This is a genomic window from Citrobacter sp. CK199 (genome assembly GCF_030333285.1).
GTDB classification, from domain to species: Bacteria; Pseudomonadota; Gammaproteobacteria; order Enterobacterales; family Enterobacteriaceae; genus Citrobacter_B; species Citrobacter_B koseri.
Genome location: NZ_JAOWGF010000024.1, coordinates 582703 through 597856, shown reverse-complemented (window position 1 = coordinate 597856; position 15154 = coordinate 582703). Strand labels below are relative to the sequence as shown.

The window sequence follows — 15154 nt, the reverse complement described above, 5'->3', positions numbered from 1 at the left end:
GCTTCTCCATCATCAGATATCAGTTCAACTCTTTACCTGGCAATCCCCCTCGAGATCAAAAAAACAATATTTCATCATGTCAATAACCACTAAAAGTTAATGGTTTATCATTCGATTTAACCTTACAATAACTGAACTTTTTCATGTCTTAAGTTTAAGCTGGAGAAAAAATGGAGCTCAGCCGGAGGCAGTTCTTTCGAATCTGCGCGGGTGGTATGGCAGGAACAACTGTTGCATCTCTCGGATTCTTATCATCTTTTTCCGTTCATGCGGAAACACGTCAGTACAAACTCTTAAAAGCAAAAGAGACTCGTAATAACTGTACTTATTGCTCAGTAGGTTGCGGCATGCTGATGTACAGTCTTGGCGATACAGCTAAAAACGTCAAAGAAAGCATCTACCACATTGAAGGTGATCCTGATCATCCGGTCAGCCGCGGTTCTTTGTGTCCGAAAGGTGCTGGCGTGTTGGATTATATTCACAGTGAAACACGCCTGCAGTATCCCGAATATCGCGCCCCTGGTTCTGATAAATGGGAACGTATCAGTTGGGATGATGCCATCAACCGTATCGCGCGGTTAATGAAGGATGATCGCGATGCTAATTTCATCGAGAAAAACGCGCAGGGTGTGACCGTCAATCGCTGGACGACCACAGGCATGCTGTGTTCTTCGGCAGCCAGCAATGAAACCGGTATCCTCGACGACAAATTTACCCGTAGCCTGGGGATGGTCGCCATCGACTGCCAGGCTCGTCTGTGCCATGGTCCAACCGTTTCTGCGCTGGCACCAACGTTTGGTCGTGGCGCAATGACCAACAACTGGGTGGATATTAAAAACGCCAACGTGGTGCTGATTATGGGCGGCAACGCGGCTGAAGCTCACCCGGTTGGTTTTAAATGGGTGGTTGAAGCACAGACCAAAAATGACGCCACCGTTGTGGTGGTCGACCCACGTTTTAACCGTAGCGCCGCTGTTGCCGATCTCTATGCACCGATCCGTGCGGGTTCGGATACCGCGTTCCTGCTGGGTGTCATTCGGTATCTGCTGAAACACAAGCGCGTACAGTACGAATACGTACTCCATTACACCAATGCTGCTCTACTGATCCGCGAAGACTATCAGTTCAATGACGGATTATTCAGCGGCTATGACCCTAAAAAACGGCAATATGATAAATCGAGTTGGTTCTATCAGCTTGATGAGCAGGAAAATGCCCTGCGTGATGAAACGCTGAGTCATCCCCGCTGTGTCTGGAATTTACTCAAAACTCATGTCGATCGTTACACCCCGGAAATGGTGAGTCGCCTGTGCGGAACATCGGTGGAGGACTTCAATCGTATTTGCGACATTCTCGCCAGCACCAGCGTACCTGACCGCACCGCGACTATTCTGTACGCGTTGGGCTGGACACACCATTCTGCCGGGGCGCAGATCATTCGTGCGGCCGGAATGCTGCAACTGCTGTTGGGCAATATTGGTATGGCTGGCGGTGGCGTAAACGCCCTGCGTGGCCACTCAAACATTCAGGGCTATACTGACCTTGGCCTGCTGTCGACCAACCTCCCCGGGTATATGCCGCTGCCTTCCGAAAAACAGCCGGACTATCAGACCTATATCTCGCAAATTACCCCACCTGCGTTGGGCGTAAATGAAGTGAACTACTGGCAGAATACGCCGAAGTTCTTTGTCAGCATGATGAAAAGCTTCTGGGGTGATCATGCAACTGCGGAAAATAGCTGGGGTTATGACTGGCTGCCTAAATGGGATCGTCTTTATGACGTGATGACTCAGGCCGAGCTGATGCTGGAAGGCAAAATAAACGGCTACATCGTTCAGGGTTTCAATCCACTGGCTGCATTTCCCGATAAAAACAAATCGTCCCGCGCACTTTCGAAGCTGAAGTATATGGTGGTTATCGATCCACTGGTTACCGAATCATCTAACTTCTGGCAGCACCACGGCGAAATGAACGAGGTTAAACCGGAAGATATCCAGACAGAAGTGTTCCGCCTGCCGTCATCCTGTTTTGCAGAAGAGAACGGTTCAATTGCTAACTCTGGACGATGGTTACAGTGGCATTGGGCAGCGGCCGAACCGCCGGGTGAGGCGTTGCATGATGGCAAAATTCTCGGCCGTCTGTTTATGCGTCTGCGTGAGCTATACCAACAGGAAGGCGGTGCGAATCCAGAACCTCTTATGAGCATCAACTGGAACTATAAAGACCCGTATGACCCACATCCGGAAGAAATTGCCCGCGAAGCCAACGGAATAGCGCTGGCAGACCTCTACGATGATAAAGGGCAATTGATCGCGAAGAAAGGTCAACAATTGAGCAGCTTTGCTCAGCTTCGTGATGATGGCTCGACCAGCAGCTTCTGTTGGGTCTACTGTGGAAGCTGGACCGAGCAAGGTAACCAAATGGCCAATCGCGATAACAGCGATCCGTATGGTCTGGGCTGTACGCCAGGTTGGGCATGGTCCTGGCCGGCAAATCGCCGAATTCTCTACAACCGCGCCTCAGCTGACCCTGCCGGCAAGCCATGGGATGTCAAACGGGCCCTTCTACACTGGGACGGTAATAAATGGACCGGAATGGATGTGGCGGACTACAGTCAGGCCGCTCCGGGCAGTAACGTTGGGCCCTTTATCATGAATCCGGAAGGTGTCGCACGTCTGTTTTCTCTCGACAAAATGAACGACGGGCCATTCCCGGAACATTACGAACCCATTGAATCACCTATTGGTACCAACCCGCTTCATCCGGATGTTGTTTCCAGTCCGGTTGCGCGCATCTACCCTGGAGATATCGCTAATATGGGCAAATCTGACATTTTCCCATACGTCGCGACCACTTACTCGATTACCGAGCTATTCCGTCACTGGACTAAACATGCTCTTCTGAACGCCATCGCCCAACCTGATCAGTTCGTCGAAATTGGCGAAGCGCTGGCGAGCAAGAAGGGGATTACGGCAGGCGACACAGTGAAGGTCATGTCCAAACGTGGTTTTATCAAAGCGAAAGCCGTTGTAACCAAACGCCTGCAAACGCTGACAATTGACGGCAGGCAGGTGGATACAATTGGGATCCCATGCCACTGGGGATTTGAAGGGGCTACACGCAAAGGGTTCCTCGCTAACACGCTGACGCCATCCGTCGGCGACGCCAACTCACAAACACCAGAATACAAAGCATTCCTGGTTAACATTGAGCGAGCGTAAGGGAGGATCTAATGGCTATGCAATCACAAGATATTATTAAACGCTCTGCAACCAACAATATTACTCCACCGCCGCATGCACGGGATTTTCGTGCCGAAGTGGCAAAACTCATTGATGTCACGACCTGTATTGGCTGCAAAGGCTGTCAGGTAGCCTGCTCCGAATGGAACGACATCCGCGATGACGTCGGATATTGCAACGGTGTATATGACAACCCTACAGATCTCAGTGCCAAATCCTGGACTGTGATGCGTTTTAGCGAAACCACCCAGAATGAGAAGCTGGAATGGTTGATCCGCAAAGATGGCTGCATGCACTGCGCGGATCCTGGCTGTCTTAAAGCATGTCCGTCTGCAGGAGCAATCATCCAGTACGCCAACGGTATCGTCGATTTCCAGTCTGAGCACTGTATCGGTTGTGGTTACTGTATTGCCGGTTGCCCGTTTAATGTCCCACGGCTGAACCCTGAAGATGATCGTGTCTATAAATGCACGCTCTGTGTGGACAGGATCAGCGTCGGCCAGGAACCAGCCTGTGTGAAAACCTGCCCGACAGGTGCCATCCAGTTTGGCACCAAGAAAGAGATGCTGAACGTAGCGGAAACCCGTGCAACACAACTAAAAAAACGCGGATACACCAACGCGGGTGTGTACAACCCGCAAGGTGTGGGCGGTACTCATGTGATGTATGTCTTGCACCATGCCGATCAGCCGGAACTTTACCATAACTTACCGAACGATCCGCATATTGCTACCCCGGTGAATCTATGGAAAGGGATCCTCAAACCGCTTTCCGCTGCTGGATTTATCGCTACCTTTGCTGGGCTGATTTACCACTATGTAGGGATTGGGCCCAACAAAGAGACAGATGATGAGGAAAACGCTCATGAGTAAAAGCAAAATGATCCTGAGAACGAAGTTCATTGATCGTGCCTGTCACTGGACAGTAGTAATCAGTTTCTTTCTGGTAGCGCTTTCTGGTATCGCTCTGTTCTTCCCTACTCTGCAATGGTTGACCGAAACCTTTGGTACACCGCAGATGGGAAGGATATTGCATCCCTTCTTTGGCGTGCTGATCTTCGTCGTACTGATGTTTATGTTCGTCCGTTTTGTCCATCACAATATCCCTGATAAACAAGATATTCCATGGATTAAAGGTATTGTCGAGGTACTGAAAGGAAATGAACATAAAGTCGCGGATGTCGGGAAATATAATGCCGGACAGAAAATGATGTTCTGGAGCATCATGAGCCTGATCTTTGTACTACTGGTGACGGGTGTCATTATCTGGCGACCTTACTTTACCCATTATTTTCCAATCGTCGTCGTTCGCTGGAGTTTATTGATTCACGCAACTGCGGCTATCGTGCTGATCCACGCTATTTTGATTCATATGTATATGGCGTTCTGGGTGAAAGGCTCCATCACCGGCATGATCGAAGGAAAAGTCAGTCGACGGTGGGCTAAGAAACATCATCCTCGCTGGTATCGTGATGTTGAAGCTGCTGAAAAAGAAGTACAAGAAAAGACCAAATAACATCCATGAATCTCAGGTTCTCGTATACGACAGAAAGGTAAAAATAAGCTCAACCCTGAACATAAAAATGTGATTAACACTGTAGCGTCAGTCATTACTCTGGCGCTATTTTTTCTCACTGGTTTTTCCCATTTTTTCTCAACGGTATGTGTCACTATCAACAGGAAGGGTAACTTCTTGAATAATAGCGGAGAGATAGGAATTTGAACCTCGGTAGAGTTGTACCTAACACGGTTTTCGATACCGAATTTATTGTCAACACGTTAACTTTCCGTGCTGGTGTATCCGCAATATTACACTTAGTATAAATCAACAAGTTACGCATTTATCCATACTTAATAAACCAAAATTTTCTGAGCTTAAACCTGTGCTTTATAGTTACAGTCGGGAGATATGTGCGGAAGATTTTCCCGATCAATCATGTCAGCTAAGAGCGAGGAGCGGATGCGCCTGGTATTAACATGAGCAGTAATACTCTTCACTTGTCATATCGCTGCGATGCGAAACCCCACAATCTAAGGCCTGCTGTGTTTTAATACTGCAGGGTTTCATCATTTAAAGGACACGTTATGCTAATCATCTTCAGTGGCTTGCCTGGCAGCGGGAAGAGCACGATCGCTCAGGCTTTGGCAAAGCAGTTAAGCGCATTTTACTTGCGAATTGACACGATTGAGCAAGCCATACTCAAAGCCGAAGAAGGTGACCGTGAAATGGGCCCTGCCGGTTATTTTGTTGCTTACTCACTCGCCAGGGAGAATCTGCTATTAGGAGCAACAGTAATCACTGACTCAGTCAACCCACTGGCGTTAATCCGTGATGCCTATCGAGAAATCGCTTTATCTGCAAGAACCGGCTTTTTAGAAATTGAGATTATATGCTCCGATAAGATAGAACATCGTAAACGAGTAGAAACCAGAGTGTCTGAAGTAGAGGGGTTAACCCTGCCTGGAAAGATGTCACCGATTTGACTTATGAACCATGGAACAGAGAACACCTCATTCTAGACTCGAGCAGATTATCCAGTGATGAATGTGTTTCGAGGATCATCGATGTTCTTTCCCATGACTCGGTCTTGAGAAATACTCCAGCGGGAACTTAGCAATGTCCGCTCCTGGCACAAACCCGACCCTCTACCCAAAAAGCCCACTTTTAGCGGGCTTTTGGTTTTCAGCATACAGGGTTAATTTGCGCGCACCCGTATGGGAGCGGTAGCGGCGAACAGCCACGGGCGGGCGTTGCTTTCTACGCGAGGGGATAATGTTTCTCTTACCTGCTGATGGTACTCATCAATCCACAGTTTTTCTGCCTCGCTAAGCAGATGCAATTCCACGAGACTTAAGTCGATCGGCACCTGCGTCAGTGTGGAGAATTTGCAGAAACCAAGGCGGCTTTCGATAATTTCGACCTGATTTTCAATGCGGATACCGTATTGTCCGGCGAGGTAATAGCCTGGCTCTATCGTAATGATGTTGCCCGCCACCAGCGGCCAGGGGTTCACTTTTTTGGCGATACGGTGTGGCTGCTCATGAATCAATAGCTGATGGCCTACGCCGTGTCCCGCACCGTGATCGTAATCCAGACCAAGATCCCAAAGCGCCCGGCGGGTAAAGGCGTCAAGCTGGTGTCCCTGAGTTCCGCTGGGGAATTGCAGGGTAATCAGCGACAAAAAGCCCTTCAACACAGCGGTGTAGTGTAACCGACGCTGCGGCTCCTGCGGCCCAAATGCGAGGGTACGGGTCGTGTCTGTCGTACCATTCTGATATTGACCGCCCGAATCGTTCAGGTACATCTCCTGGGTTGTGACTGGCGCGTTTGTTTTCTCGCTTGAATGATAGTGGCACATGGCGGCATTGCCTGCCGATGCAGAAATGGTGTTAAAGCTCTGCTCAAGAAATCCCGGTTGTTGCTGGCGATAAGCCCGCTGTTTTTCCTGGGCTTCCAGCTCCGTTATTGGATTGCCTGCGGCTTCACGCAGCGGCACTTCGTGCGCCAGCCAGGCGAGGAAATTAACCCAGGCGGCGCCGTCCTGCTCATGGCATTCGCGGTATCCTGCCAGCTCGGTTTCGTTCTTGTGCGCTTTCATCAGCGTAATCGGATCTGCTGACCAGATGACGTCACCGCCATGCTGCTCAATAGCGAAGCGCAGGGCGACCGGGGCGAAATCTTTATCAACCAGGAAACGCTTTCCGGCCGCGCGTTGCTGACAGCGTGCAAGGAACTCACCCGGCGGGGAAATGGTCAGCGTGCTGAGCAAACTTGCAGGTAACTGCTGAGTTTTCTTTTCATCAACAAACCATTCCAGTTCGCCCGTGCGGTGCAATAACGCAAACGAGAAAGGAACAGGCACCATGTTGAGGTCGCTGCCGCGCACGTTCAGCATCCAGGCGATATTATCCGGCAGGGTGATCGGCAGGTAATCCGCCTGCTGTTTTGCCAGTTCGTCGAGAATGCGCGCGCGTTTCTGCGTGCTGCGTTCACCGCTGATTTCAACGGGCATTTCCCGGATGATGCCGCAGGGGGCGGCGGGGCGGTTTTGCCATACAACGTCGAACGGATCGCTGTCTAACGCCACCAGTTCGCAGTGGGTGGCTGAGAGTGTCTCAAACTGGCTGTTGACCATCAGCAGAGGTTCGAAGGCAATACGTGCGCCGGAGGCAACCTGTTCCTGCAAATACTCCGCAAGCGGCTCGTTATGCAGGTGATGAATTTCAAAATCATTACGATCGACTTCGGCGCGGGCCTGAACCTGGTAGCGGCCATCCACAAACAGCAATGCGCGGTCGCGAAGCACTAACGCCAGTCCGGCAGAACCGCTAAAGCCCGTTAACCAGGCCAGTTTATTATCGTGTGGCGTGCAGTCCTCGCTTTGATGAGCATCGGCGCGAGGAACGATCATGCCATCCAGCCCCTGTGCAATCAGGAGATTACGCAGGGCGGAAAGGGGAGTTGGGTTGCTCATAGACACCTTCATGCCTTAACGGAACGGCGGTTCGTTGAATGTGCGCAGTTTACGTGAGTGCAGGCGATCGCCTTCTGCGCGTAACAGATCAATGGCGCGAATGCCGATTTGCAGGTGCTCCGAAATCGCACCTTCATAAAAACGGTTAGCCTGGCCGGGAAGTTTAATCTCACCGTGCAACGGTTTGTCGGAAACGCACAATAGCGTGCCGTAAGGTACACGGAAGCGATAGCCCTGGGCGGCAATTGTGGCGCTTTCCATATCAATGGCGACGGCGCGGCTCAGGTTGAAACGCAATGCGGAGGCGGAGTAGCGTAACTCCCAGTTACGATCATCGGTGGTGACGACCGTACCGGTACGCAGCCGCTGCTTAACCTCTTCGCCAGGCATACCGCTCACCATTTTTGTGGCGTCATACAGTGCGCGCTGAACTTCTGCGATGCTGGGGATGGGAATATCGGGCGGCAGTACGGCATCGAGCACATGATCGTCACGTAAGTAGGCGTGCGCCAGCACATAGTCGCCAATCGCCTGGCTTTCACGCAGGCCGCCGCAGTGACCAATCATCAGCCAGACGTCCGGGCGCAGTACCGCCAGATGATCGCAAATAGTCTTGGCGTTTGACGGCCCGACGCCAATATTCACCAGCGTAATCCCCTGGCCGTCAGCCGTAATCAGGTGCCAGGCTGGCATCTGGTGTTTTTTCCACGCCAGATCGGAGATGGCTTCTTCGGGAGCCTCGGTTTCTGCGGTGATCCAGATCCCGCCAGCACAGGAAAGTGCGATATAGGGACTGTCCGGGTCCAGAATCTGGCTGCATCCCCAGCGCACAAATTCGTCTACATAGCGGGTGTAGTTGGTAAACAGAACAAAGGGCTGAAAATGTTCAACCGGCGTCCCCGTGTAGTGACGCAGTCGCGCCAGCGAGAAATCGACACGGCGCGCGTCGAAGTGAGAGAGCGGATAAAACTCACCGGGGTGGAACAGACCATCTGCGGTCTCGTCGCCAATCTGCGCCAGTTCAGTGGTGGGGAAAAAGCGCGTCAATCCGGCGCTCATAGAGCGGTCAAGCGAAAGCTCGGAACCGTCAATGACATAAGGATACGGAATTTCATGATGGGACGGTTCAACCGCGATATGCGCGTCATAATCCTGATACAGCAGCGTTAATTGCTCTTCAAGGTAAGGGCGAAACAGCGCAGGACGGGTGATGGTTGTGGTGTAGCAGCCAGCATGGGTAAAGCGGCCATAGGCGCGGGTCTTGGGGGGATTCGTCGCATTGCCGCTCCAGGAGACGGAAAGCGATGGGTAAACAAAAAGGCCATTATTTCGGGCTGTAATGTCTGGAAGTTCCCCGTTTTCAACATACTTGCCAATTGCGTTACGCAGAGCCTGAACCGATTGCTCGTAGAGTTCGTCCAGTTTATCCAGCGCCTGAGACGGGGTCAGGCCGGCGCCCTTATTATTCATGTCTGTCTCCTTGTTCCACAGGTGTACTGCTCTCCCGATAGTATGTCACAGGAATGTGAAACAAAAGTCAGACGTTGCGTAAGAACAGACGGAGGCCAGACGGCCCCCGTACAGGGATTAGACGTGTGGTTTATTTTTCATCAACAGCGCTGTAACGGCAGAGATCAGGCAGCCTGCCAGCAGGTAAATGGCAACGCTGTGCCAGTTCCCATTGGAGAAGGTGACCAGTGCGGCGGCGATAAAGGGAGTGAACCCGCCGCCCACGACGCTGGCGACCTGATAACCGACTCCGGCACCGCTGTAGCGATAACCTGCACCGAACATGCCGGTAAACATCGGCTGCTGTACGCAAACCACCATATCATGAGCAATATTGGCCAGCATGATGGAGAAGAACACAATCCAGAAGATTGACTGGGCTTCAAGCGCCATAAAAAACGGGAATGCGCTGAGCGTACCGATTAAGGCACCTGTAATATAGACGCGCCGACGACCGAAGCGGTCCGCAAGCCAGGCAAAGCAGGGGATCGTCAGGCAGCTTAGTCCCCCCACCAGCAGACCGATATTCAGAAAAAGCTCACGCGGAAGCCCCAGGTTTTGGGTGGAGTAGTTCAGGGCGAACGCGGTGACGATATACATCGTCAGCAGCTCGCACAGGCGCAGGCCGATGATTTTCAGAAATGCGCCAGGGTGGCGGCTCAACGCCTCCATGACCGGCAAGCGTTTTTTCGCCGGTGGTGTTTCCTGTTTTTGCTGTTCAAATTCGGCGGACTCTTCCATGCCATTGCGCACCCATAAGGCGCCAAGCACCAGAATAATGCTAAACAAGAATGGGATGCGCCAGCCCCAACTCAGAAACTGTTCATCGGTCGTCAGCGTGCTGATCAGCGAGACCAGACCGGTCGAGAGCAGCAGCCCTACGCCATAACCCACCTGAACGCCGCTGCTGTAAAACGCTTTTTTGTTCTCCGGCGCGCTTTCAACCGACAGCAATGCCGCGCCACCCCATTCGCCACCGACGGCAAAACCCTGAACAGCCCGTAATATCACCAGTAATACCGGCGCCCACCAGCCTATAGTGGCGAAAGAAGGGAGGATGCCAATCAGTGCGGTAGCGATACCCATCATCCATACGGTCAGCATCAGCATACGCTTGCGGCCCAGACGATCGCCGAAGTGGCCGAAGATCACACCCCCCAGCGGGCGAAACAGAAAGCCAACGCCGAAGGTGGCAAACGCCGCGAGTGTGCCCATCGCCGGGCTGATTTGCGGGAAAAATTCACGATTAAACACCAGGGCAGCGGTGATGCCATAGAGCAGAAAATCGTACCAGTCGACGACTGCGCCAGCGAAGCTTCCTAATGCGGCGCGGCGCGCGCGATTAAGCGAAGGCGTCTCATCCTGGGGACGCGTGGAGGTGAGGGTGGAATCCATAGTTATCCTGTCTGTGCTGTTTTTTTAGTTATTAGTATGGAGAAATGATGACTCATATTGCTGCCGACATATTAACGGCCTTTATGAGACTACCGCGACAGACGGAAAGAGAAAATGATTTTATCCGTCACGCGCAGACAAGATGAAAAATAGTACGGAGCCCCGGTTGAAATCGCCTTGTATCTCAGGGTTGTTAACGTTAATTGTTATGATATAACATATCCAATCAATGATTCGATCATGGAAGAGGTTAAGTATTGTGCAATTCGTCGCATCCAGTGATAACCCGGCGAGTGCTCTAAGCGTCAATATTGCGTCGCTACAGCGACCCGGAGGCGGAGAACTGCTTTGTGCAATTCGCTTTGAGGTTGAGGAAGGGAAATGCCTGGCCGTTATTGGGCCTAACGGCAGCGGTAAAACGTCTTTACTGAGGGCGATAAGTCAGGAACTCCCCCTTCAGAAGGGCGATATTCAGCTCTGGGCCAGTCTGTTTCGGCGCTGTCGCGGCAGCTGCGGGCAAAGCAGATCGCCGTTCTGGCGCAAAATGATACGCCCGATCTGAGGCTGGCTCTTGAGGATTATGTGGCGCTGGGGCGTATCCCGCGCGCCCGGGATGCACCACGCGACAGGCATGATGCCATCGTGATGAAGGCCATTAAAGAGACGGGATTACTGGCGTTGCGAAAGCGGTCGCTGTCTGCGCTTTCTGGCGGAGAAAGGCAGCGGGCGGCGCTGGCGCGGGTGTTAGCTCAGATGCCGAGCCTGGTACTGCTTGATGAGCCAACCAACCATCTGGATCCCTCCGGTCGGGTGGAACTGCTTTCGTTGGTGAAAAACAAGGGGATAACGGTGGTGGCGGTATTGCACGATCTGTCGCTGATTGAATCTTTTGCTGACCGCGTTCTGCTTCTGTCGCAGGGAAGAATGGTGCTCTGCGACACACCGGAGCGTGTGCTGGTGTCTGAAAACCTTTATCCCGTTTTTGGGTTGACCTGCTTTACCGTACCACACCCTGATACGGGGAAAGCGCTGCGTATTTTTGAAGTTCCTGGCTATGCATAATAAATATATGAGGATTGTGATGAAAAAATTGCTTGCAGGCATGGTTGCTATTTTGTCGGTATCGGCAGTAGAGGCTGCGGATTTTCCTGTCACCATAGAAAGTTGTGGAACCCCCGTGACGTTCACGGAACCGCCAAAGCGAGCGATTATTAATGACCTTAATATGTCTGAAATGGCGTTCGCTCTGAATTTACAGGATCGTATCGTCGGTCTGACCGGTATCAGCGGGTGGTACAAAATGACGCCGGAATTTAAAAAAGCAATGGGGTCGATCCCTGAACTGGCACCGAAATATCCCTCTCTGGAAACATTGCTGGCGGTTAATCCAGATTTCTTTTTCGCAGGCTGGAATTATGGCATGAAAGTAGGGGGTGAAGTGACGCCTTCTTCACTCAATAAATATGGCATCAAGACTTTTGTTCTGAGCGAAAGTTGCGTCTTTACTGCCGCACATAAGCGTAAAGCCAGTATGGATCTACTTTATAATGACGTACTGACGCTGGGGAAGATTTTTGGTAAGCAAGATGAAGCTCGGGCGCTGGTTAATCGCTGGAAAAAGACGCTGGAGGCGCTGCCCAAACCGCCGAAAGGAGCCCGGCCATTAAACGTGTTTGTTTATGATTCGGGAGAGGATAAACCTTTTACCAGCGGGAAATATGCGATGCCTGACGCCATTATCGAAGCGGCTGGTGGTAAAAATGCGATGGAGGCGCTGGATATCAGTTGGGGCACAACTTCCTGGGAAAGTGTGGCTGCCACTGAGCCGGACTTTATCATTCTGCTGGATTATCAAACGGGAAGTGGGGCTGATGAGCTTCGTCACTTCCTGGAAAATCACCCGTTGATGAAACTCACGCCAGCGGTGAAACACCAACGTTATCTGAAGCTGCAATATGCTGAACTGACGCCAGGCCCCGCGAATGTCAAAGCAGTAGAAAAACTGGCTCGGGCCATGTATCAGACGGCTGCACAATGAGTTTCACTTCGTACCGTTACTATTGGGCGATGTGGAGCGCGGTGGTGGTACTGGCAGGATTAATGTTACTCAGTATTGCCAAAGGTGCTGTTTCGTTATCGCTGTTGCAGGTGCTGGGGGCGATAGGGATTGCAGATGTGCCGGTATCGGATATGGTCAGCAGAATTGTGATTGATTTACGCGTGCCGAGGACGCTCCTCTCTGTACTTACAGGGGCAGGACTGGCGATAGTGGGCGCGTTGTTGCAGACCACCACACGTAATGATCTTGCCGATCCATTTTTATTTGGGCTGTCATCGGGCGCATCGGCGGGCGCGGTACTGGTCATTACCCGATTCGGCAATCAGCTTGGCACGCTGACGCTCCCTGTATCGGCATTTGTTGGTGGGATCTGCTCCGCTATGGCGGTGATATTACTGTTCCACTTCAAAAAGCAACGCGGGGCTGAGCAGTTAATTATCAGTGGGCTTGCTATCTCCTTTCTGTTTGGTGCGTTAACCAGCTATTTCATTTTTTCTGGCGATCAACGTGCCGCCAGTTCTGTGTTGTTCTGGTCACTGGGCGGCCTGGGATTAGCCAGTTGGGGCAATCTGCCTTTTGCCTTACTGAGCCTGATGTTACTGAGCGCTTTTATTCTGCTGCGATGGCGTGCGCTGGATGGCATGCTGGCCGGTGAGCAGACGGCGTTATCGCTGGGGATTAACGTCAGCCGCCTGCGGATAGAAATTTTCCTGTGCTGCGCGCTGGCGACTTCTTTCTTAGTGGCACTGACGGGAGTGATCGGCTTTGTTGGGCTGATGGTGCCACATCTGTGTCGGTACTTTTCTGGCGTTAAGCATCTGCTGTTGCTGCCTCTTTGTGGTGTCTGGGGAGCAGTGCTGTTGTGCGGCGGCGATATTGTCAGCCGAACGTTGCTGACCTCGCAGGAACTGCCTGTCGGCATTATTACGGCGGGTATTGGCGGTTTGTTTATTATTGTGTTGCTCGCCAGAACGTCGTCAATATGACGGCCAGAAACGGTAAGCGGCTGGAACGTATACCTGATTGTGGTTGTTCGGAGTACAGAAAAGCAAAAAGCCCGCTAAAAAGCGGGCTTTTCTAAATTTGGCTCCTCTGACTGGACTCGAACCAGTGACATACGGATTAACAGTCCGCCGTTCTACCGACTGAACTACAGAGGAATCGTGTGAACGGGGCGCATATTAACGACGCCCACGAGCATTGTCAAAGGGTGAAATGCGATTGCGCGTTCGTTTGCTGACAAAATCAACAAAGCGATGATCTTTCATTCGGCCGCTATTTTGCGCCATTCTGGTGCAAACGTACCTCTTATGGGGCAGATCGGAAACTGTTGTTAACATTAAAAACGTTGTCTTGTAATCACATTCTCTTATTTGACAGCAGGTTAGCATAAAAATTAGCGTCGGCCAGAAACTGGCAAGCCTTTTGCAAAATCCTCCATAACATGACAGCCAGTATCATGACTGGTATTCCTGACAGGAGGCAAAATGAACTTCAGACGACTGAAATACTTTGTGAAAATCGTCGACATCGGTAGCCTGACGCAGGCCGCGGAAGTATTACACATTGCGCAACCCGCACTCAGCCAGCAGGTCGCTACGCTGGAAGGGGAACTGGATCAGCAATTATTGATTCGGACAAAGCGCGGCGTGACGCCGACTGAAGCAGGAAAAATCCTGTATACCCATGCGCGAACGATTTTGCGTCAGTGTGAACAGGCACAGCTGGCGGTTAATAACGTCGGGCAAACGCTGAGGGGGCAGGTGTCGATCGGTCTGGCGCCGGGAACGGCTGCCTCGTCGGTGACGATGCCGCTGCTACAGGCCGTGCGGGCGGAATTGCCAGAGGTGTTGGTCTACCTGCATGAAAACAGCGGGGTGGTGCTGAATGATAAATTACTCAGCGGCCAACTTGATATGGCGGTTCTTTACGAGCGTTCTCCGGTGGCCGGTATTACCAGCCAGCCGCTGCTGAAAGAAGATCTTTTTCTGGTGGGAACCCGGGATTGCCCTGGGCCGAGCGTGGATTTAACGGCGGTTGCGGAGATGAACCTTTTCCTTCCTCGCGACTATAGCGCCGTTCGTTCGCGTGTGGATGAGGCCTTTTCCTTACGCCGATTGACCGCAAAAGTGATTGGCGAAATCGAATCCATCGCGACATTAACAGCGGCTATTGCCAGTGGGATGGGGGTGACGGTGTTACCGGAGTCGGCAGCCCGATCGTTAAGCGGCGCGGCAAATGGCTGGATGGCGCGTATCACCACGCCGTCGATGAGTTTACCGCTGTCGCTGAATATGTCGGCGAGGGGGAGTCTGACACCGCAGGCACAGGCAGTGAAAGAGATCCTGATGTCGCTGGTGAGCCGCCCTATGCTGGAAAACCGTGAGCTTCTGCTGGTGAGCTAAGCGTTATTCCATCGCGGTATAAGATGCAGGTTTTTATTATTTGTTATGCCGGGCTTCAGACTTTAACAAT

Annotated in this window: 10 protein-coding genes, 1 tRNA gene and 1 pseudogene; 8 read left to right on the top strand and 4 right to left on the bottom strand. The window is 51.9% G+C overall.

Translation table 11 applies throughout. The features are described from left to right. The first annotated feature begins 170 nt into the window (after positions 1–170). The 4 genes from fdnG (at position 171) to OGX75_RS06895 (ending at position 5725) form a co-directional block, all read left to right on the top strand. Positions 171–3221, top strand: a complete 3051-nt coding sequence (fdnG, locus tag OGX75_RS06910) for a formate dehydrogenase-N subunit alpha (protein ID WP_072025323.1) — start codon at positions 171–173, stop codon at positions 3219–3221. 11 nt (positions 3222–3232) lie between these two features. Next, positions 3233–4114 carry a formate dehydrogenase subunit beta gene (gene fdxH, locus OGX75_RS06905; RefSeq protein ID WP_286451242.1) on the top strand — a complete coding sequence of 294 codons (882 nt, stop codon included), beginning with the start codon at positions 3233–3235 and terminating at the stop codon, positions 4112–4114. Continuing rightward, positions 4107–4757: a formate dehydrogenase-N subunit gamma gene (gene fdnI, locus OGX75_RS06900; RefSeq protein WP_058669333.1), complete on the top strand. Its 651-nt coding sequence runs from the start codon at positions 4107–4109 to the stop codon at positions 4755–4757. Before fdxH ends, fdnI begins: the two co-directional genes overlap by 8 nt. 569 nt (positions 4758–5326) lie before the next feature. Next, positions 5327–5725 carry a P-loop nucleotide/nucleoside kinase family protein gene (locus OGX75_RS06895; protein WP_308385077.1) on the top strand — a complete coding sequence of 133 codons (399 nt, stop codon included), beginning with the start codon at positions 5327–5329 and terminating at the stop codon, positions 5723–5725. Between the two features lie 212 nt (positions 5726–5937). On the opposite strand, the gene OGX75_RS06890 is transcribed toward OGX75_RS06895, so the two are convergent. From OGX75_RS06890 to shiA, 3 genes are all read right to left on the bottom strand, one after another. Continuing rightward, positions 5938–7716: an aminopeptidase P family protein gene (locus tag OGX75_RS06890; RefSeq protein ID WP_286451243.1), complete on the bottom strand. Its 1779-nt coding sequence runs from the start codon at positions 7714–7716 to the stop codon at positions 5938–5940. Positions 7717–7731: 15 nt separating this feature from the next. After that, the gene (locus tag OGX75_RS06885; RefSeq protein ID WP_110494095.1) at positions 7732–9186 is read right to left on the bottom strand and encodes an AMP nucleosidase; all 1455 of its coding nucleotides are present in this window, start codon (positions 9184–9186) and stop codon (positions 7732–7734) included. A 117-nt stretch (positions 9187–9303) separates the two neighbouring features. Then, on the bottom strand, positions 9304–10620 hold the full coding sequence (shiA, locus tag OGX75_RS06880; RefSeq protein WP_275375001.1) for a shikimate transporter: 1317 nt from the start codon (positions 10618–10620) through the stop codon (positions 9304–9306). 229 nt (positions 10621–10849) lie between these two features. Here shiA and OGX75_RS06875 point away from each other — a divergent pair. From OGX75_RS06875 to OGX75_RS06865, 3 genes and pseudogenes are all read left to right on the top strand, one after another. Then, a pseudogene (locus OGX75_RS06875) lies at positions 10850–11682 on the top strand (ABC transporter ATP-binding protein). Positions 11683–11701: 19 nt separating this feature from the next. Further along, a complete protein-coding gene (locus tag OGX75_RS06870; RefSeq protein WP_130029182.1) occupies positions 11702–12658 on the top strand; it encodes an ABC transporter substrate-binding protein in 957 nt (318 codons plus the stop codon). Further along, positions 12655–13665, top strand: a complete 1011-nt coding sequence (locus OGX75_RS06865) for a FecCD family ABC transporter permease (protein ID WP_286451244.1) — start codon at positions 12655–12657, stop codon at positions 13663–13665. The genes OGX75_RS06870 and OGX75_RS06865 overlap by 4 nt, the downstream gene beginning before the upstream one ends. A 98-nt stretch (positions 13666–13763) precedes the next feature. On the opposite strand, the gene OGX75_RS06860 is transcribed toward OGX75_RS06865, so the two are convergent. Then, a tRNA-Asn gene (locus OGX75_RS06860) sits at positions 13764–13839 on the bottom strand. A gap of 327 nt (positions 13840–14166) precedes the next feature. Between OGX75_RS06860 and nac the strand changes: the two genes are divergently transcribed. Then, on the top strand, positions 14167–15084 hold the full coding sequence (gene nac, locus OGX75_RS06855) for a nitrogen assimilation transcriptional regulator NAC (protein WP_047462844.1): 918 nt from the start codon (positions 14167–14169) through the stop codon (positions 15082–15084). Positions 15085–15154: the final 70 nt, after the last annotated feature.

Coding starts and splice junctions, on each gene's coding strand:
- fdnG (WP_072025323.1), top strand. CDS start 171: ATGGAGCTCAGCCGGAGGCAGTTCTTTCGAATCTGCGCGGGTGGTATG.
- fdxH (WP_286451242.1), top strand. CDS start 3,233: ATGGCTATGCAATCACAAGATATTATTAAACGCTCTGCAACCAACAAT.
- fdnI (WP_058669333.1), top strand. CDS start 4,107: ATGAGTAAAAGCAAAATGATCCTGAGAACGAAGTTCATTGATCGTGCC.
- OGX75_RS06895 (WP_308385077.1), top strand. CDS start 5,327: ATGCTAATCATCTTCAGTGGCTTGCCTGGCAGCGGGAAGAGCACGATC.
- OGX75_RS06890 (WP_286451243.1), bottom strand. CDS start 7,716: ATGAGCAACCCAACTCCCCTTTCCGCCCTGCGTAATCTCCTGATTGCA.
- OGX75_RS06885 (WP_110494095.1), bottom strand. CDS start 9,186: ATGAATAATAAGGGCGCCGGCCTGACCCCGTCTCAGGCGCTGGATAAA.
- shiA (WP_275375001.1), bottom strand. CDS start 10,620: ATGGATTCCACCCTCACCTCCACGCGTCCCCAGGATGAGACGCCTTCG.
- OGX75_RS06870 (WP_130029182.1), top strand. CDS start 11,702: ATGAAAAAATTGCTTGCAGGCATGGTTGCTATTTTGTCGGTATCGGCA.
- OGX75_RS06865 (WP_286451244.1), top strand. CDS start 12,655: ATGAGTTTCACTTCGTACCGTTACTATTGGGCGATGTGGAGCGCGGTG.
- nac (WP_047462844.1), top strand. CDS start 14,167: ATGAACTTCAGACGACTGAAATACTTTGTGAAAATCGTCGACATCGGT.